Here is an 18949-nt window from a genome sequence, read left to right on the forward strand (position 1 = left end):
GTCCGGTGGCCTTTCCGTCATTGTCGGCGTCAGCTGTTTTTGAGCGCCGGGCTGAACACCATCAGGCTCAGTATTTCGAACAGCACCTGGGCGCCGGCATGCGCGGTGTTGGTGGTCGCATCATATTGCGGCGCCACCTCGACCACGTCGCCGCCGACGATGTTGAGGCCTTTGAGGCCACGCAGCAGTTCGAGCACTTCCCGAGTCGTCAGGCCGCCGACTTCCGGCGTGCCGGTGCCCGGCGCGAAGGCCGGATCGACGCTGTCGATGTCGAAGGAGACATAGGTCGGTCCGTCGCCGACTATTCTGCGCGCCTTCTCGATGATGGCGGGGATACCGAGGCCGGTCACCTCCTCGGCATGGATCACGGTCATGCCGGATTCGTAGGTGAACTCCCACAGATATTCGGCCGAGCCACGGATGCCGATCTGGATGGTGCGCGTCGGGTCGAGCACGCCATCGAGCACCGCGTTGCGGAACGGGCCACCATGGTGAAACTTGGTCATGTCGAACAAGCCGCTTGTATCGCAATGGGCGTCGATGTGGATGAGGCCGACCGGGGCCTTCTTGCCGACGGCCTTCAGGATCGGATGGCTGATCGAATGGTCGCCGCCGACCGACAATGGAATGACGCCGGCATCGACGATCTGGTTGGTGCGGCGCTCGATGTCCTCATGGCAGGTCTCGAGTCGGTAGCGGCTCTGGAACGGCACGTCGCCGATGTCGGCGACCCTGAGCTCATGCGTCGGTGCGCATTCCAGCACGTGATTGTAGGGGCCGATGCGCTCGATGGCGCGCAGCGCCCGCGGCCCGAAGCGGGAGCCCGGCCGGTTGGTGACGCCGAGATCCATCGGCACGCCTGTTATCGCCACCTGCAAATCGCCGAAATCCGGGTTGTCGGCCGATATTTCGCGATAGGGTGCGGCGAGGAAGGTGGGGATACCGGAATAGGGCGCCAGCCGCGTGCCTGACTTGGAGAATATCTTGTCGGCGACCTTGCGGAACTTCGGGTCGAACATCTCGCCGCCATGGCTCTCGCCATATTTGCGGCGCAACGCGTCGAGCTTGCCGCTGTCATAACCCATGTCGGTTTTCTCCTGTCTGTTTCTCCGGAGTGTCCGGTAGCGCTTTGGAAAAATCAATTGCGTTCGGACGGGTTGGCTGCCGCAGGTCTTTCTTTTTGTCGGGCCAGCCTGAAACCGGGCAGCGCTTTTGCCAATTCGATGCTATGAGGCCTGTCGCGATCATGGGCGGCAGGCAGCGAAGGCGGTAACGAGACATGGCCAGGACCGATATTGCGCGGCGCGTCTACAACCATACCTGGAAGCTCGACCCGATCGTGCGCAGCCTGCTGGACACGGATTTCTACAAGCTTCTGATGCTGCAGATGATCTGGGGCATGTACCCCAAGGTCGACGCCACCTTTTCGCTGATCAACCGCACCACTTCGGTGCGGCTGGCCGAGGAGATCGACGAGGGCGAGTTGCGCGAACAGCTTGACCACGCCCGCACCTTGCGCTTCTCCAAGAAGGAGATGATCTGGCTGGGGGGCAACAATTTCTATGGCCGCAAGCAGATATTCGAGCCGGAATTCCTGGCCTGGCTGGAGAATTTCCGGTTGCCCGAGTACGAGCTTTCCAGGCGCGGCGGGCAGTATGAACTCTCCTTCAGCGGCCCGTGGATGTACACCACGCTGTGGGAGATTCCCGCACTCGCCATCATCAACGAATTGCGCTCGCGCGCCGCCTTGCGGTCGTTCGGGCCTTTCACGCTCGACGTGCTCTACGCCCGCGCCAAGGCCAAGATGTGGGCCAAGACCGAACGGCTGAAGGCGCTGCCCGGCATCCGTATTTCCGACTTCGGCACGCGCCGGCGCCATTCCTTCCTGTGGCAGCGCTGGTGCGTGGAAGCGCTGAAGGAAGGCATCGGCGAGGCTTTCACCGGCACCTCCAACGTGCTTCTGGCCATGGACAACGACCTCGAGGCGCTGGGCACCAACGCGCATGAACTGCCGATGGTGCTTGGGGCGCTGGCCAATTCGGAAAAGGAATTGAAACAGGCGCCCTACAAGGTGCTGCAGGATTGGCAGCGCTACTATGGCGGCAATTTGCTGATCGTGCTGCCCGACGCCTTCGGTACGGCTTCCTTCCTGCGCGACGCGCCGGACTGGGTGGCCGACTGGACGGGCTTTCGCCCCGACAGCGCGCCGCCGATCGAGGGCGGCGAGAAGATCCTGTCCTGGTGGCGCGAGAAGGGCAAGGACCCCAGGCAGAAGCTGCTGATCTTCTCCGACGGGCTCGAGGTCGAGACCATCGAGGAGACCTACCGCCACTTCAAGGGCAAGGTGCGCATGTCCTTCGGCTGGGGCACGAACCTGACCAATGATTTCGAGGGCTGCGCGCCTACGGCAACCGACAGCCTCGACGCCATATCGCTGGTCTGCAAGGTGACCGAGGCCAACGGCCGGCCAGCGGTCAAGCTCTCCGACAATCCGGCCAAGGCGACGGGCGACCTCAAGGAGATCGAGCGGTATCTGCGCATCTTCGGTGAAAAGGACCGGGTGGAGCAGTTGATCAAGGTGTGAGGGCACCACCGGTGCTTCCGGCATCGCCATACGAGACGGCAAAGTCGGATAGGCTGAGTTCCTTGGCGCCCTCCTCTGTCCTGCCGGACATCTCCCCCTCAAGGGGGGAGATCATGCGGTCATCTTCGTCTTCGCGAACCTCCGGCGTTGCAAGGGAAGCGCCGACAGAGAAACCGCCAATCTCCCCCCTTGAGGGGGAGATGTCCGGCAGGACAGAGGGGGGCGCCGTAGAGTGCCGTCGTCGGTCATTAGCATCTTTGCCTATCGCTCTATTGCTCCTCTCACCCACCCCAGCCTTCGCCCACGCCTCGGACCGCGGCCACGTCCTGCTTCTCCCGACCGGCTATTACCTTGTCGGCGGCGCTTTCGCCGTGGCCGCCAGCTTCCTCGTGCTGGCGCTGCTGCCGGCGCATCGGCTCGATCGTTTCTGGCGGCGGCGCCTGCCACTGTTCACACTGGGTGATGATGCCCGCACCGCTGCCAGCCTGATATCCTTTGCCGGCTTTGCATGTCTCATTGCCGCGGGTTTTCTCGGCAGCCGCGATCCGCTCTCCAACCCGCTGCCTCTGGTGATCTGGACACTGCTGTGGGCCGGCTTCACGCTCCTGCAAGGTTTCCTCGGCGACCTCTGGTCCTGGCTCAATCCCTGGTACGGGCCGGTGCGTCTCCTGTCGCGCCTGGCCGGCAGGGGCGGTGAAGCGGCCAGGCGCCTTCCATCATGGCTCGGATACTGGCCGGCTGTCCTCCTGTTCTTCGCTTTTGCCTGGTTCGAGCTCATCGATCCGGCGCCCGACGATCCGACACGGCTGGCCCGGGCCGCCGGCCTCTACTGGTTGTTCACCTTGCTGGCGATGCTGTCGTTCGGTTATGGGGCGTGGGCCCGTAGCGGCGAATTCCTCACCGTCTTTTTCTCGATGGTGGCACGCTTCGCGCCGCTCGTGCGCGACGAGCGCGGCCGGCTTGCGCTATGCTGGCCGGGCGCCAAGCTGCTGACCGCCGCGCCTTTGCCGGCAAGCGGCGTGGCCTTCCTGCTGCTCGCCCTGTCCTCGGTTTCCTATGACGGCCTGTCGAAGACCTTCTTCTGGCTGGGCCTGTTCGGCATCAATCCGCTTGAATTCCCCGGCCGCACGGCGGTGATCGGCAGTGGCAGTTTTGGCCTCGTCCTGACATTCATGCTGCTTGCGGCGGTCTTCCTGCTTGCCGTGGTCGTCGGCCAGAAGCTCGCCGGCGACGGCCACAGGCTTGGCGAGGCGACGGGGCTGCTGGTCTGGTCGATCGTGCCGATCGCGCTCGCCTACCACATCGCGCATTACCTGACGGCGCTGCTGGTCGACGGCCAGTATGCGCTTGCGGCACTGTCCGATCCGTTTGCGCTCGGCTGGAACCTTTTCGGCACCGCCGACATGCAGATCGAAGCCGGCATCATCGCCGGCGCGGGCTCGGCATGGTGGCTGTGGAACATCCAGGCCGGTGCCATCATTCTCGGTCATCTGCTTGCCGTGCTCGTCGCCCACGGCTTCGCCGCACGCCTGCATCCGGTTCCCGCCCGCGCCGCGCTCAGCCAGTTTCCGCTCACCTTGCTGATGATCGCCTACACCGTCTTCGGCCTCTGGCTGCTCGCCACGCCGACCGTTGGCTAGACGCGGTGGAAATAAACCGGGATCCCCCTGGGGAAACGGCATTGCCGTGTCCGGACTTTGGTGATTTAGTTTGTACACATGCAATTTCGGCCGTCCGCAGGACGCGGTCTGCTACGTTCCAGCCATTGGTCAAAACTCAAAAACAGGGGAACTGCCGTGACTGACAAGAATGGGTTTTTCGATCTCTCCAAGGCCGGTCTCACCCGCCGCACCGCGCTGAAGGGTCTGGCCGCCGGCGCCGGCCTGGCGGTCGCGCCCGGTTTCGTCCGCTACTCCCAGGCGCAAAGCTCCGCCCCGATCAAGATTGGCTTCCAGTCGCACCGAACCGGCATCGGCGCCGCCTATGGCCGCTGGTACGAGAAGACCACGGCCGCGGCGGTCAAGGCGATCAACGCGGCCGGCGGCATCAATGGCCGGCCGGTCGAGGTCATCATCGAGGATGACGGCACCGATCCCGGCCGCGGTGCCGAGGTGGTCGGCAAGTTCGCCACCCAGCACAAGACCGACATCGTCTTCGGCACCTTGTTCTCGCATGTCGTCATCGGCTCGGCACCCGCCGCCGGCGAAGCCAAGATGCCCTATTTCGTCGTCAGCGAAGGCCACCATGTCGCCTCGACCAAGCTCAACCGCTATGTCTTCCAGCCCGGCATCACCGACGTAAAGAGCCAGATCCAGTCGATGGCGCCGTGGATCGCGGCCAATGCCGGCAAGAAGGTGACACAGATCTTCCCCGATTTTGCTTTCGGCTACGACCACCGCGACTACCTCCCGCCGGCGTTGAAGGCGCAGGGCGCAGAGGTCATCGCGCAAATCGCCATTCCACCGACGGAGAGCTCCTTCACCAAATACTTCCCGCAGATCCCTGCCGAGACCGAGGTGATCTACCACGTCATGGTCGGCCCGGCGGTGCTCACCTTCGTCAAGGAGCTTGGCGAGTTCTACGGCTCCAACCGGCCGCAGCTGTTCGGCTTCATCGATTCGCTCGAAGCCGTCGACATCAACAGCCCCGGGCTCGAATTCCTGGACGGCAGTCATTTCTGGGAAGGCTCGCCGCGTTATGCCCAGGCAGACGATTCCGAGGCGCAGAAGACCTATCGCGCCGCCGTCGGCATCGACGACAATGGCGCGGCCGTCGGCGACCCCAAGGATGTCTCCACCGCCGCGCACATGTTCGGCTGCTGGGAGACGCTCTACGTCGTCAAGAAAGCGATGGAAGACGCCGGCTACAAGGGCCCGGAAGACCGCGCCAAGCTGGTCGAGGCGACCGAGGCGCTGACCGAATTCGCCGAAGGTCCGGAGCATCCGCAGGGGCCAAAAACCTTCAACGGCAAGATCCACCAGTGCTTCGGCATCCAGAACATCTCCAAGGTCGACGGCGGCAAGCTCAAGGTGGTGCACAAGACCAAGATCGAGGACGGGCTTTACGAGGCCGAGGGGGATTATACGACGCAGGCGTTGTAGGCTTAGCCATCTAACAAGCGTGAGCGCCAAGCCGCCCCCCTCTGTCCTGCCGGACCCGGCCCTTCGCTGTCGCTCCGGGCGTTCGTCGTTCGGAAAGCCAAGCAATTGGCTTTCCGTCCGCTGCGCGGACCACTTCTCACCCCCCTCAAGGGGCGCGATTGCGCTATCGGTGAGTGCCTAACCCATGCATTTCGGACCCCACCTCCTCCTTGCCGCCCTCGAAGGGCTCGTCACATCCGCCGTGCTGGCGCTGACCGCGCTCGGCCTGTCGCTGGTGTTCGGCGTGATGCGCGTGGTCAACGTCGCGCATGGCGAGTTCTTCATGCTGGGCGCCGTGCTCGCCTGGGCGATCACGACTGCGATCGGAGGCCATCCGGCGCTCGGGTTCCTGGCGGCACTTATCATCGCACCGCTGGTCGTCGGCGCCCTTGCACTGGTGGCCGAGCGGCTGGTGCTGCGCCGGCTGAACTACAATCCGGAAGCCACCATCGTCGCCACCATCGGCATGCTCTACATTATCCAGCAGCTGGCGCTGACCTTCTATGGTCCGGAAGCGCGCCCGGTAGAGCCGCCCTTCAGCTATCGCATCCTTCTGCCGTGGTTCGGCTATTCGGGCTACAAGCTGTCGATCATCGCGGCATCCGTCCTTCTGCTCGTCGTGACATGGCTGGTGCTGACGCGCACCAGGGTCGGCCTCGTCATGCGTGCCACGCAGTATGACAGCGAGACGGCACAGGCCTTCGGCATCCCTGTCGATCGTGTCTATGGCGGCGTCTTCGCGCTCGGCGCCATGCTCGCGGCCATTGCGGCGGTGCTGATCGTGCCGATCAGCCAGGCGCATTATCTGATGGGGCAGGACCCGCTGCTGCTTTCCTTCATCGTCGTCATCATCGGCGGCCTCGGTTCGCTGCGCGGAACCGTCATCGCCGCCGTGCTGATCGGCCTGTCCGACGGTATCATCTCGATGTTCTTCTCGCCGACGCTGGCCAAGATCATCGCCACGCTGCTGGTCGCCATGGTGCTGGTGTTCCGGCCGCAGGGCCTGTTCGGGACGACGACGCGATGAGCGAGACCTCGCCGGCAAAAGCCTATGGCCTGCATCTCGGCGTCATTGCGCTGCTTTTTGTCCTGAGCTTCGTGCTGCCGGATTATCATCACGGCCTCGTCGCTCGTATCATGGTGCTGGCGGTCTTCGCCATGGGCTACAACATGCTGTTCGGCTATGTCGGACTGCTCAGTCTCGGGCATGCCATGTTCTTTGCCGCCGGCCTCTACGGCGCCGGCCTCGCCGTCATCCAGCTTGGTTGGAGCGTACCGGCGGCTTTGTTGAGCGGCATCGCGTGCGGGGCGGTGCTGGCACTGGTGATCGGGCTCTTGGCGCTGCGTACCACGGGCGTCGCCTTCATGATCGTCACCATGATGTTCGCGCAGGTCTTTTATCTCCTCATCCTCTATTTTGCCGCGTGGACCGGCGGCGACCAGGGCATGGTGGTGCCGCAGCCGGCACGCGTCCTGAATTTCGGCGCGACATCGCTCGATCTCACCAATCCGACGGTGCGCTACATGAGCGCGCTGGCGCTGTTCTCGCTCGTGCTTCTGGTCACGCTGGCCGTCGTCCGCTCCCGATGCGGCCGCGTGCTGGTCGCCATCCGCGAGAACGAGGAACGGACGAAAATGCTGGGGTACGACACCTTCTCCAACAAGCTCGCCGCCGTGGTCGTCTCCGGCGCCATCTGCGCGGCGTCGGGCGCTGCCTATGCGCTGCTGTTCGGCTATGTCGGCTCGAGCTTCGCCTCGGTACAGTACTCGATCCTGCCGCTGCTGTGGGTGCTGCTCGGCGGCGCCGCCACCACGCTCGGACCGCTGATCGGCACGCTGTTCATGTACTATGTCATCGACGTCACCAGCGGCTTCACCTCCGCCTACCTGTTGATCGTCGGCGTCGCGTTGATCCTGCTGGTGCTGTTCTTCCCGAAAGGCATTCTGGGCAGCATCCGGCAGCGCTGGCTCGGATGGCTGCCATGACGCCGCTTCTGACCACCAAAGGCCTGTCGCGCAATTTCGGCGGCCTGCGCGCCGTCGACAGCGTCGATTTCACCTTGGTGCCGGGCGAAATCCGCGCCGTCATCGGCCCCAACGGTGCCGGGAAGACCACTTTCGTCAGCCTGATCAGCGGCCGAATCCCGCCCTCGTCCGGATCGATCGTTTTCGACGGCTCCGACATCACCGGCCTGCCGGCCTATGTCAGGGTCCGCCAAGGCATTGCCTACACGTTCCAGATCACCAGCATCTATGCCAACCTGTCCGTTTACGCCAACGTCGCGCTGCCAGTGCAACTGACGCTACGGCATGGCCACTCCAAGAGCGCGATACAGGCCGCTGTCATGTCGGCGCTCGCACGCACTGGGCTGGCCGACCGCGCCCATATGCCGGCCGGTCAATTGTCCTATGGCCACCAGCGCCTGCTGGAGGTGGCGATGGGCCTGGCGCTGAAGCCGCGCCTGCTGATCCTCGACGAGCCGACGCAGGGGCTCGCCGACAGCGAGATCGACAATTTCATCGCCCTGGTGCGCGAGATCGCCAGCGACGCCACCGTGCTCCTGATCGAGCACAACATGCCTGTCGTCATGCAGCTTGCCGACCGCATCACCGTTTTCAACGCCGGCAAGATCCTGGCAGAGGGCACGCCGGAGGCGATCCGCGAAAATGCGGCGGTGCAGGAAGCCTATCTGGGGACCGCCCCATGACCGAGACGAGCAAGACGCAAGCGTTGCGGATCGCGGGACTGGACTGCTTCTATGGCGAGATCCAGGTGCTCTATGGGCTCGACCTGGTGCTGAACAAGGGCGAGGTGCTGTGCCTGTTCGGCCGCAACGGCGCCGGCAAGACGACGACGCTGAAAGCCATCATGGGACTGGTCCGGGCGAGTGCCGGTTCGATCAGCCTCGCAGGCCAGGAATTGACCGGTCTGGCCGCCCACGAGGTGCCCAAAGCCGGCATTGCCTATGTGCCGCAAGGCAGGCGGCTGTTCGCCGAAATGACGGTGGCGGAGAACATCGAGATCGGGCTGATGGCGCGCGGCAAGGGGAAGGCCGTGCGCGAAAACGTGCTCAACCTGTTCCCGCTGCTGCGCCAGCGGCTCAGGCAGCGCTCGGGCACCTTGTCGGGCGGCGAGCAGCAGATGCTGGCCATGGCACGCGCGCTCTGCCTGGAACCGCAGGTGCTACTGCTCGACGAGCCGACCGAAGGGCTGATGCCGTCGATGATCGCAAAAATCCGCGAGACGGTGGCCAAGCTGCGCGAACTGGGCGTTTCCACCATCCTGGTGGAGCAGCGGGTCGATGCCGTGCTGTCGGTCGCCGACCGCGTCGCCTTCATCGAGAATGGCCGCAACCGTGAGACGGTCGACGTAGAGGCGTTGCGCGCCGACCCGTCGGCGGTCAGGCGCTATGTCGGCGTAGGCTGAGGATTTGCCCTCCCCTTGTGGAAGGTAAGGGCCTGGCGTCCTCGCCGGCTCACCCGAAGAACAGGAAGCCCGCCATCAAGAACGTGGGGATCAGCACCGCGCCCGACCATGCCATGTAGCCGAAAAAACCCGGCATGTTCACGCCGCGGTGCCGGGCAATGGCGTAGACCATGAAGTTCGGCGCGTTGCCGATATAGGTGTTGGCGCCCATGAACACCGCACCCGCCGAGATCGCCGCCAAGGTCGAAGCGAGCTCCGTCATCAGATGCCGGGGAGCGCCGCCGGCCAGCTCGAAGAACACCAGGTAGGTCGGAGCGTTATCCAGGAAGGACGACAGCGCTCCGGTCAGCCAGAAATAGGCGAGATCGTTGGGCATGCCCTGCGCTGACGTGACGAGCGCGACCAGCGGCGCAAGCGCGCCTTCGTGGCCGGCCCTCAGGATGGCGACCACGGGCACGATGCAGACGAAGATGCCGGCGAACAGTTTCGCCACTTCCGCGATCGGCCCCCAGTTGAAACCGTTCGCCTGCCGATACTCCTTGCGCGAGACGGCCAGCGAAACGAAGGCAAGCGCCAGGATGACGACATCGCGCACAAGGTTCTGCAACTCGAGGTCCACCCCCTGAATGGAAAGACTGATGCCGGGCTTCCATGTGGCCGAAAGCAGGATCGCACCGATCACGCCGGCCAGCAGCGGCAGGTTGGGCAGGCCGCGGATGCGCACTTTCGTGTCCGGCGTCGGGTCCTTGATCTTTGGCGCGCCCATTTCGCGGCGATGCAGCGTGGTGTCGATCGCCAGGAAGACGGCGAGCACGACGACGCTGACGAACAGGGTCTCGCGCCAGAGGTTGGCGGTGGTCCAGAAGAAATCGACGCCGCGCAGGAAGCCGACGAACAGCGGCGGGTCGCCGAGCGGCGTCAGCGAACCGCCGATGTTGGACACCAGGAAGATGAAGAAGATGATGACATGGGCGTTGAACGCCCGGTTGTCATTGGCGCGGATGAGCGGCCGGATCAGGATCATCGAGGCGCCGGTGGTGCCGATGACGGAAGCGAGCAGGGCGCCGATGAGCAGCAGCCCGGCATTGACCAATGGCGTGCCGTGGATGTTGCCGGCCACGAGAATGCCGCCCGAAATGGTGAACAGCGCGAACAGGAGAATGATGAACGACATGTATTCGGTGAGCAGCGCATGCAGCACCGCTTCCGTTGCCACCGTCGTGCCGAAGGCCGATGCGAGCGGCACCACCACGAGAGCCGCCCAAAATGCAGCAATCTTGCCGTAATGATGCTCCCAGACATGGTTGAAAAGCAGCGGTCCCGTGGCGATCGAAAGCAACAGCCCGGCAAAGGGCAGCGCCCACCACAGCGACATCGTCCGGCCTGGCAGGCCGTGCTCTTCCGCGGCGAAGGCCGTTCCCGGTAACAGCATCGCGACAGCCACCACGGCACTTGCCGTCAAAGCCGTCGCCCCTATCGACCCCTTCTCTTCTCCCACGATGAGGTCAGTCCGCCGCGTGGTCTTCGAGCGTCACGCCTGCTTGGCGCATCCTTGCCAACATCGTCTCGACCGAACCGTTGAGGTCGATCCCGCGGCAGGCATCGAGCCTGACAGTGGTCCTGAACCCCTGCTTGACCGCGTCGAGCGCCGAGAAGGCGACGCAGAAATCGGTCGCCAGGCCGACCAGGGTCAGAGTGTCGATGCCGCGCTCCCTGAGATAGCCGGCAAGGCCGGTCGGCGTCGTGTGGTCGTTCTCGAAGAAGGCCGAATAGCTGTCGATATCAGGCCGAAATCCCTTGCGGATGACGAGCTCGGCCTTGGTCCAGGCAAGACCCGAGTGAAAATCCGAGCCGAGGCTGCCCTGGATACAATGGTCAGGCCACAATGTCTGCTGGCCGTAGGGCATCTCGATGGTTTCAAAAGGCTGGGCGCCTGGATGGCTTGAGGCAAAGCTCGAATGGCCGGCTGGATGCCAGTCCTGCGTCAGCACGACATGATCGGTTCGCCGGATCAGGTCGTTGACCAGCGGCACGATCTCGTCGCCGCCGGTCACAGCCAACGCGCCGCCAGGGCAAAAGTCGTTCTGCAGGTCGATGACGACAAGCGCTTCTTCGGCCATGGGGTTCCTTCCTGTCGGTATCGGGCGCGGGCTCCCAAGGGGATCCCGGCGAAAGAAAGCCGCTGGCGCGACCGGAGGGAGAAACTTGACCAGATGGCGGGCCGCGTCAACCATTAGAGCGCCGGGCGCAACCCCGAACGCGCAAAGGGCGCCCCAGCACCTAGATTTTGCGGAGAACAAATGCGTGGCGGCGGCAGCCGTGCGGGTGCTGCGCAAACTCCGGCTTTGACAATTTCCGCCGACTTGATATCATTTGCATACGAATGAATTTAAGCCGGGCCCGGACGCCGGCAAGTTCCCTCGGAAAGGCCCTTTTTCTGGGAAGGCAAAGCGTGATCCGTTACGCGAAACCCACCACGGTCGACGAGGCGCTCGCCCTGCTTGGCGAAGCTTCGTGGCGCATCCTTGCCGGCGGCACCGACTTCTACCCGGCGCAAGGCAACAAGCCTTTCCGCGACAATGTGCTCGACATCAACGGGCTGGCCGCGCTGCGCGGCATTGCGGAAACGGAAACGCACTGGCAGATCGGGGCGCGCACCAGCTGGACCGATATCGTTCGCCATCCCTTGCCGCCGGCCTTCGATGCGCTGAAAGCGGCCGCGCGGGAGGTCGGGTCCGTTCAGATCCAGAATGTCGCCTCGATCGCCGGCAATCTCTGCAACGCTTCGCCGGCCGCGGATGGCGTGCCGGCGCTGCTGGTGCTCGACGCCGAGATAGAACTGCGCTCGGCGCAAGCGGTGCGCCACCTGCCGCTCCGGGAATTCATCCTCGGCAATCGCCGCACGGACCTGCGGCCCGGCGAGATGGTAACCGCCATCCGCGTGCCGAAAGCGGCCGGCGCGGGTATGTCGGCTTTCGTCAAGCTCGGCGCGCGGCGCTATCTCGTCATCTCGATCGCCATGGTGGGGGCACGCCTGGTCGTGCAGGACGGCATCGTCGAGCAAGCGGCGGTCGCCGTCGGTTCCTGCTCGGCTGTTGCAAAGCGGCTCGGCGGGGTCGAGGCGGCCCTGCGCGGACTGGCGGCGGATCATGGGCTGGCCACAGCGGTCCTCGCCGCGCCGATGGAAGAGCTGTCGCCGATCGGCGACGTGCGCGGCAGCGCCGAATACCGGCAGGACGCGGCGCGCGAAATCGTTGTCCGCGCCGTGCTGGCGGCTGCGGGGCCGGTGAATGGTGACAGGACGGCGGCGGCATGAACAAAGCACAGCCTGACATCAGCCAAGGTCGACCCGGCGGAGCCCTTTCCGACAGTGACGCAGGTCAGCCCGGCCTCGCACGCGCCGAGATTACCTTCGCGGTCAATGGCGCCGCCGTCTCGGTCAACGTGCCGCCGCTGCGCCGGCTGTCCTCGGTGCTGCGCGACGAATTGCTGCTGACCGGGACCAAGGTCGGCTGCGACGCCGGCGACTGCGGCGCCTGCACGGTGCTGGTCGATGGCGATCCGGTCTGCGCCTGCCTGATGCCGGCGGCGTCGGCCGCCGGAGCGTCGGTAACGACGGTCGAAGGGCTCGCCAATGGCCGGCTGTCGGCACTACAGGCCTCCTTCCTGGCGCATGGTGCGGCGCAGTGCGGCATCTGCACGCCGGGCCTGCTGGTGGCGGCGACGGCCCTGCTGGACAAGAAAGCCAGGCCGAGCGAGATCGAAGTGCAGGACGCGCTTGGTGGTGTCCTCTGCCGTTGCACCGGGTACCGGAAGATCGTCGCTGCTGTGATGGATGCCTCCGCCCAGGCTGCAAGCCTGGATTTCCGTCTGCCTCGGTCCGGTCACGCCATTGGCTCCTCCCCGATCCGGCTCGATGGCGTGCCGAAGGTGACCGGCGGTGAGAAATTCGGCGGCGATTCGTTCCCGGCCGATGCGCTGGCGGTGCTGGTAATCCGCTCGCCGCACTACCATGCCAGTTTCGCCTTCGGCGACCTCGACGGCTGGGCAAAAGCTCGTCCCGGCATCGCCGGCGTCTTCACGGCGGCCGATATCCCGGGAAAGAACTGTTTCGGCGTCATCGGTCCGTTTGCCGACCAGCCGGCTCTCGCCGAAGGCTTGGCGCGGTTTCGCGGCGAGGCGGTGGCGCTTGTTGCCGGCGAGCGCGAGGCGATGCTCGATCTCGACCTGTCGGATTTCCCGATCCGCTGGACCGAATTGCCACACCTGTTGCAGCCTTGCGAGGCACAGGCCGAAGGAGCGGCGCTGATCCATGCGAACCGTCCGGCCAACCTTCTGACCAAGGGCTTCGTCGAACGCGGCGATCCCGAGACGGCGCTTGCCGATGCCGCTGGCACCGTGACCGGTGCGATCGAGACGTCCTATGTCGAGCATGCCTATATCGAGCCGGAAGCCGGCCATGCCTATATGGATGGCGACACGCTGGTCGTCGTCGCCTGCACGCAGGCGCCCTATATGGACCGCGACGACACGGCGAAGGTGCTGGGCCTGCCCGTCGACAAGGTGCGCATCGTGCCGACCGCGACGGGCGGCGGTTTTGGTTCCAAACTCGACGTGTCCCTGCAACCGCTGATCGGCCTGGTGGCGATGAGGACCGGGCGGCCGGCGGCGCTTGCCTACACGCGCAATGAATCGATGATGTCGACCACCAAGCGCCACCCGGCGCAGATGCAAGCGACCATTGGCGCCGACGCCGAGGGCCATGTCACCGGCATGATTTTCTCAGGCGATTTCAACACCGGGGCGTACGCGAGCTGGGGACCGACCGTCGCCAACCGTGTGCCGGTGCATGCCTCGGGTCCCTATGCGACCCCGAACTACCGCGCCGAAGGCCGCGCCGTCCATACGCATGGGCCGATTTCCGGCGCTTTCCGGGGCTTCGGCGTGCCGCAGGCGACGATCATGCAGGAGACCTTGTACGACGAGCTGGCCGGCAAGCTCGGCATCGACCGGCTCGACTTCCGCTTGAGAAACTGCCTTCGTAACGGATCCGAAACAGTCACCGGACAGAGACTGGAATCGGGCGTCGGCATTGCCGAATGCCTCGATGCCCTGCGGCCGCATTGGGCGCGTGCAGTGGCTGACGCGGATGCCTTCAACAGTGCCAACGTGGATAAAAAGCGCGGCGTCGGCATCGCCTCCTGCTGGTATGGCTGCGGCAACACCTCGCTGCCCAATCCATCGACCATCCGGGTCGGCATCGCGGCGTCAGGCGAGATCATCCTGCACCAGGGCGCGGTCGACATCGGCCAGGGCTCCAACACCGTCATCACGCAAATCTGCGCCGACGCGCTCGGCCTGCCCTTGGAAAGGTTCCGGCTGAAAAACGCCGACACCGCGATCACTCCCGATGCCGGCAAGACCTCGGCCTCGCGCCAGACCTTCGTCACCGGCAAGGCGGCCGAGAAGGCCGGCCGCGCCTTGCGCGAAAAAATCCTGCGCTTTGCCAATGTCTCGGAAAAAGCGTCGCTTCAGCTCGAAGGTCCGGCGATCGTCATCCGTGAGGGCGAGGCGGTCCGCCGTGTCGATCTTGGCACACTCGAAGCGGATATCCACGGCTTCGTCTTCCGCGCCGAGGAGACCTACGACCCACCGACGCTGCCGCTCGACGCCAAGGGCCAGGGCAAGCCCTATGCGGTCTATGGTTACGGCGCGCAGATCGCCGAGCTCGAGGTCGACCTCAAGCTCGGCACGGTCAAGCTGGTCAAGATCACAGCCGCGCACGATGTCGGCAAGGCGATCAACCCGCTGCTGGTCGAGGGTCAGATCGAGGGCGGCATCGCGCAAGGCATCGGCATGGCGCTGATGGAAGAGTATATTCCCGGCCGCACCGAGAATTTGCACGATTATCTCATTCCGACCATCGGCGACGTGCCGCCGATCGAGACGATATTGATCGAGGTGCCAGACCCGGAAGGGCCATTCGGCGCCAAGGGCCTGGGCGAACATGTGCTGATCCCGACGGCGCCGGCGATCCTCAACGCCATCCGCCATGCCACTGGTGTGCTGGTCACCAGAGTTCCGGCGACGCCGGCCCGGATCCGCGCCGCCATCCGCGAGAAGGAGGCATGCCGATGAGCGAGCTTGCCGAACGCTTCGAAACCCATGATCCCGGCGAGAAGCTGGTGGCGGAGAAGATCCGCTGCGATGCCTGCCCTGTGATGTGCTACATATCAGATGGCCGCACTGGCGCTTGCGACCGCTACGGCAATGCCGGCGGCCGGATCGTGCGCATGGACCCGCTGACCATTCTCGATCATACCGCCGAGATCGGCGGCGCTATCGTGCCCTTCGTCGCCGAGGGCGAGGCCTGGGACGGCGAACTGGTCAACACCGGCCGCCGCTTCGTCACGGCGATCGGGGCAGGAACCACCTATCCCGACTACAAGCCGGCCCCCTTCATCGTCAGCCAGCAGGTCGAGGGCATCGATCTCGTCACCGTCGTCACGGAGGGCATCTTCTCCTATTGCGGCGTCAAGGTGAAGATCGACACCGACCGTCATATCGGACCCGAAACGGCTGTCGTGCGGTCGCAAGGCGAGGCGATCGGTCATGTCACGACGGGCGAATATGGCTCGCAGATGCTATCGCTGGGCGGCGTGCATCATCTGACCGGCGGCTCCAAGGCCGAAGGCCGCGCCACCTGCGATGCGCTGCTCGATCTGTGCAACCGCAAGCCGGTGGAACTGACCATCGATGGCGGCGCCACCATAACGGTCGAAGCCGGCAAACCGCCCGTCATCGACGGCAAGCAGGAGCACCGCATGCGGGTCGGCTGCGGCTCGGCGACCATCGGCATGTTCGCCACCCAATGGCGCGGGCTGGTCGACGAGGTGGTGGTGGTCGACGACCACATAACCGGCGTCGTCTCGGAGCATCAGGCCGGCAAGGTGCTGGGCTGGCAGGACACGGGGATAAAGATCATCGGCCGCCGCTCGACGCCTGGGCGCTATTTCAAGGTGTCCGAGCCCGGTCTCGGCTGGGGCGGCACCAGCATATCCGACCCGCTGTCGATCCTGGGCGAATGGAACGCCAAGAAGGGCGCGCGGCCCGGCCTGTCGCTGCTGATGGTTTCGACCACCGGCGAGCAGTTCGCCTATTACGAACTCGACGACCAGTTGAAGCCAGTCGAAAAGCCATTCCCCGAACGATTGCAGAAATCCGTGGGGCTGATCGAGGATAATTGCGAACCGGCGCTGTGCACCGTGCTGTTCATCGGCGGCGCCGGCGGTTCGCTGCGCGCCGGCGTCACCGAGAATCCCGTCAACCTGACGCGTTCCGTGCAGGGCCTGACCACCTATGTGACGGTCGGCGGCGCGCCGGTCTATGTCTGGCCGGGCGGCGGCATCACGCTGATGGTGGATGTGACGCGCGTGCCGGAAGGCGCCTTCGGTTATGTGCCGACGCCGGCGCTGGTGGCGCCGATCGAATTCACGCTGCGCCGCGACGATTATATCAGGCTCGGCGGCTACGAAGCCGAGATCCGCAGCGTCGAGGATGTCGTCGCCAAGGGTGGCGAGTACCTGAACGCGCGTCGGGGCGACGGTGCGCCGGCCGGCAACCCATGGCCGCCGCTGGCGCAATTGCGGCGCACGCCCGCGAACGGGGTCGCGTGACGATGAACGGCCCGCAAGCGCATTGGCTCGGGGATGGCAGGCGGCTGCACCTCAATCACGGGCCGATCGACCTGATCGTCGAGGCCTTTGGGACGCCAGGCGAATGCCGGCGAGCTTATGAGCAGGCCGTGGCGCGATTCCAGACCATCCTGCCGGAACTGGTGGAGGAATTGCCCGAGTTGCGCCGGCCGGCCACGTTGCGCCCCCGCGCCTTCGCCGGCTCGACGGCGCGGCGCATGGAAGCGGCAGTTACCCCATTGGCGGACGACTTCATCACGCCGATGGCAGCCGTCGCCGGTTCAGTAGCCGACGAAATACTTGCCGCACTGATTGCTGGGCGAAAACTCGATCGCGCCTATGTCAACAACGGTGGCGACAGCGCGCTTCATCTCGGTGCCGGCCAGTCGATCACTCTTGCCATTGCCGGCACCGGCCATGGCCTTGCCGACCGCATCGTCATCAGCGCCGAGGACGGCGTGCAAGGCGTTGCCACCAGTGGCTGGCGCGGGCGCTCGTTTTCCCTGGGCATCGCCGACGCCGTCACCGTGCTGGCGAGGACCGGCGCAGAGGCCGATGCCGCGGCGACGCTGATCGCCAATGCCGTCGACTTGGCCAACCATCCCGCTATTCGGCGTGTGCCCGCGCATGATCTGGCGCCGGACAACGACCTTGGCGACAGACTGGTGACGCAGGAGGTCGGGCCGCTTTCTGCCACAGAGATTGCCACGGCGCTGGACAGGGGACTTGCCGTCGCCGAAGATTTCCGCCGCAGGGGACTGATCGCCGCGTCGGCGCTGTTCCTCGCCGGCAAGACCCGCATCGAGGGCTCCATGGCGCTTGCCGCGCCCGACAAAAGTCCAGGGAAGGAAGTTGCCCATGCCTGAGTTTCCGCTCCGCAAGATCGTGGTGCTGACCGAAGAGATCTTTCATGAGGGCGGGCCGGCGCCCAAGGTGCCGCGCCGCCGTGCCGCCGCCATGGCGCTCGTGAAGAACCCGTTCGCCGGGCGCTATGTCGAGGAATTGCAGAGCGCCATGGACGATCTGAAGCCGCTTGGCCTCCTGCTCGCCGACCGGCTGATCGCGGCATTGGGTGGCGACGTGAAGCAGATCGACGGCTATGGCAAAGGCGCCATCGTCGGCACATCGGGCGAACTCGAGCATGGCGCGCTTTGGCATGTGCCGGGCGGCTACGCCATGCGCGAGCGGCTCGGCGACGCCAAGGCGATCGTGCCGTCGGCCAAGAAGGTCGGCGCCTTCGGCTCGCGGCTGGATGTGCCTCTCGGCCACATCAACGCCGCCTATGTGCGCAGCCATTTCGATGCGATGGAAGTCGGCGTCAGCGACGGACCGCGTCCCGACGAGATCCTGTTCTGCCTCGCCATGACCTGCGGTCCGCGCGTGCACAATCGCATGGGCGGCCTGGCCGCCGACGACATCAAGGCATGGGACGGGCTGCGGTGAGCGGCGAGGACAATCTGCTGAAGCTGGTCGAGGTCGAGGAGGCGGACGATCAGGACTACCACCTGCAGGAGCAGGTCGGCTTCATCCTGCGCAAGGCGCATCAGCGCCACGTCTCGATCTTCGCTGCCCATATCGGCGACCTGACGCCACCGCAATTCGCGGCATTGGCCAAGCTGCGCGATGTCGGCGAGACTTCGCAGAACCAGCTCGGCACGCTGATCGCCATGGATGCGGCGACGGTGAAGGGCGTGATCGACCGGCTGAAGGCGCGCGGCCTTGTCGAGCTCTCCAAGCACGAGGGCGACAAGCGGCGGCTGCTGGTCAATTTGACCGCCGAAGGGCGCGAGGCGATCGAACGCCTGATCCCGCTGGCGCGCGAGATTACCGAGGAAACCTTGGCACCGCTCACGGCCAGGGAGATCGCCACCTTCATGAAGCTGCTGGCGAAATTGGCGTAGGCCGGCGACGAGGTCCTTTCCTCTCCCTCCGGACGGGAACCACCTGGCCACCGCCGCCGACGGATATTGAAAGGGGACCAGGGCGCAAGAACCTTCCTGCACCGCCCCAAGGGTCGACTCCCACTCCGTCGAGCTTCGCTCGACACCTCTCCCCCGATCGACGGGGGAGAGGAAGGGGCGCCAAGCTGTCCTGGGACGAAGAA

Annotated in this window: 16 protein-coding genes; 13 read left to right on the forward strand and 3 right to left on the reverse strand. The window is 65.1% G+C overall.

The features are described 5' to 3' along the window. Positions 1-29: 29 nt before the first annotated feature. The gene (gene speB, locus FJ428_RS09095; RefSeq protein ID WP_140491375.1) at positions 30-1085 is read right to left on the reverse strand and encodes an agmatinase; all 1056 of its coding nucleotides are present in this window, start codon (positions 1083-1085) and stop codon (positions 30-32) included. A 194-nt stretch (positions 1086-1279) separates the two neighbouring features. Between speB and pncB the strand changes: the two genes are divergently transcribed. The 7 genes from pncB (at position 1280) to FJ428_RS09135 (ending at position 9151) form a co-directional block, all read left to right on the forward strand. Further along, complete coding sequence (pncB, locus tag FJ428_RS09100) at positions 1280-2584, forward strand: nicotinate phosphoribosyltransferase (RefSeq protein WP_140514349.1); 1305 nt, start codon at positions 1280-1282, stop codon at positions 2582-2584. Positions 2585-2784: 200 nt separating this feature from the next. After that, on the forward strand, positions 2785-4224 hold the full coding sequence (locus FJ428_RS09110; RefSeq protein WP_140514347.1) for a hypothetical protein: 1440 nt from the start codon (positions 2785-2787) through the stop codon (positions 4222-4224). A 156-nt stretch (positions 4225-4380) separates the two neighbouring features. Next, positions 4381-5685, forward strand: coding sequence for an ABC transporter substrate-binding protein (locus tag FJ428_RS09115; protein ID WP_140514345.1), 1305 nt, complete (start codon positions 4381-4383; stop codon positions 5683-5685). A 184-nt stretch (positions 5686-5869) separates the two neighbouring features. Continuing rightward, positions 5870-6751 carry a branched-chain amino acid ABC transporter permease gene (locus FJ428_RS09120; RefSeq protein WP_140554619.1) on the forward strand — a complete coding sequence of 294 codons (882 nt, stop codon included), beginning with the start codon at positions 5870-5872 and terminating at the stop codon, positions 6749-6751. Next, positions 6748-7710, forward strand: coding sequence for a branched-chain amino acid ABC transporter permease (locus tag FJ428_RS09125; RefSeq protein ID WP_140563625.1), 963 nt, complete (start codon positions 6748-6750; stop codon positions 7708-7710). Before FJ428_RS09120 ends, FJ428_RS09125 begins: the two co-directional genes overlap by 4 nt. After that, positions 7707-8432, forward strand: coding sequence for an ABC transporter ATP-binding protein (locus FJ428_RS09130; RefSeq protein ID WP_140514343.1), 726 nt, complete (start codon positions 7707-7709; stop codon positions 8430-8432). Before FJ428_RS09125 ends, FJ428_RS09130 begins: the two co-directional genes overlap by 4 nt. After that, complete coding sequence (locus FJ428_RS09135) at positions 8429-9151, forward strand: ABC transporter ATP-binding protein (RefSeq protein ID WP_140514341.1); 723 nt, start codon at positions 8429-8431, stop codon at positions 9149-9151. The genes FJ428_RS09130 and FJ428_RS09135 overlap by 4 nt, the downstream gene beginning before the upstream one ends. 49 nt (positions 9152-9200) lie before the next feature. Here the strand turns inward: FJ428_RS09135 and FJ428_RS09140 are convergent, their stop codons facing one another. Together FJ428_RS09140 and pncA are read right to left on the reverse strand one after the other, a co-directional pair. Next, positions 9201-10583 carry a sodium:proton antiporter gene (locus FJ428_RS09140; protein WP_140583056.1) on the reverse strand — a complete coding sequence of 461 codons (1383 nt, stop codon included), beginning with the start codon at positions 10581-10583 and terminating at the stop codon, positions 9201-9203. A 73-nt stretch (positions 10584-10656) separates the two neighbouring features. Beyond that, entirely contained in the window at positions 10657-11271 is a 615-nt protein-coding gene (gene pncA / locus FJ428_RS09145) for a bifunctional nicotinamidase/pyrazinamidase (protein ID WP_140514339.1), read from the reverse strand. Positions 11272-11603: 332 nt separating this feature from the next. Between pncA and FJ428_RS09150 the strand changes: the two genes are divergently transcribed. Genes FJ428_RS09150 through FJ428_RS09175 form a run of 6 tightly spaced genes read left to right on the forward strand, consistent with a single transcriptional unit; the run spans position 11604 to position 18746 of the window. Beyond that, complete coding sequence (locus FJ428_RS09150) at positions 11604-12467, forward strand: xanthine dehydrogenase family protein subunit M (protein WP_140554622.1); 864 nt, start codon at positions 11604-11606, stop codon at positions 12465-12467. Next, positions 12464-15289, forward strand: coding sequence for a molybdopterin-dependent oxidoreductase (locus tag FJ428_RS09155; protein ID WP_140879323.1), 2826 nt, complete (start codon positions 12464-12466; stop codon positions 15287-15289). The genes FJ428_RS09150 and FJ428_RS09155 overlap by 4 nt, the downstream gene beginning before the upstream one ends. Then, on the forward strand, positions 15286-16827 hold the full coding sequence (locus tag FJ428_RS09160) for a 6-hydroxynicotinate reductase (protein ID WP_140879324.1): 1542 nt from the start codon (positions 15286-15288) through the stop codon (positions 16825-16827). The genes FJ428_RS09155 and FJ428_RS09160 overlap by 4 nt, the downstream gene beginning before the upstream one ends. 2 nt (positions 16828-16829) lie before the next feature. After that, entirely contained in the window at positions 16830-17711 is an 882-nt protein-coding gene (locus FJ428_RS09165) for a UPF0280 family protein (RefSeq protein ID WP_140879325.1), read from the forward strand. Then, positions 17704-18288, forward strand: coding sequence for an amino acid synthesis family protein (locus FJ428_RS09170; RefSeq protein ID WP_140662415.1), 585 nt, complete (start codon positions 17704-17706; stop codon positions 18286-18288). The genes FJ428_RS09165 and FJ428_RS09170 overlap by 8 nt, the downstream gene beginning before the upstream one ends. After that, complete coding sequence (locus FJ428_RS09175) at positions 18285-18746, forward strand: MarR family transcriptional regulator (protein ID WP_140493433.1); 462 nt, start codon at positions 18285-18287, stop codon at positions 18744-18746. The genes FJ428_RS09170 and FJ428_RS09175 overlap by 4 nt, the downstream gene beginning before the upstream one ends. Positions 18747-18949: the final 203 nt, after the last annotated feature.

The organism is Mesorhizobium sp. B2-8-1 (assembly GCF_006440955.1).
In the GTDB taxonomy this organism is placed as follows: domain Bacteria; phylum Pseudomonadota; class Alphaproteobacteria; order Rhizobiales; family Rhizobiaceae; genus Mesorhizobium.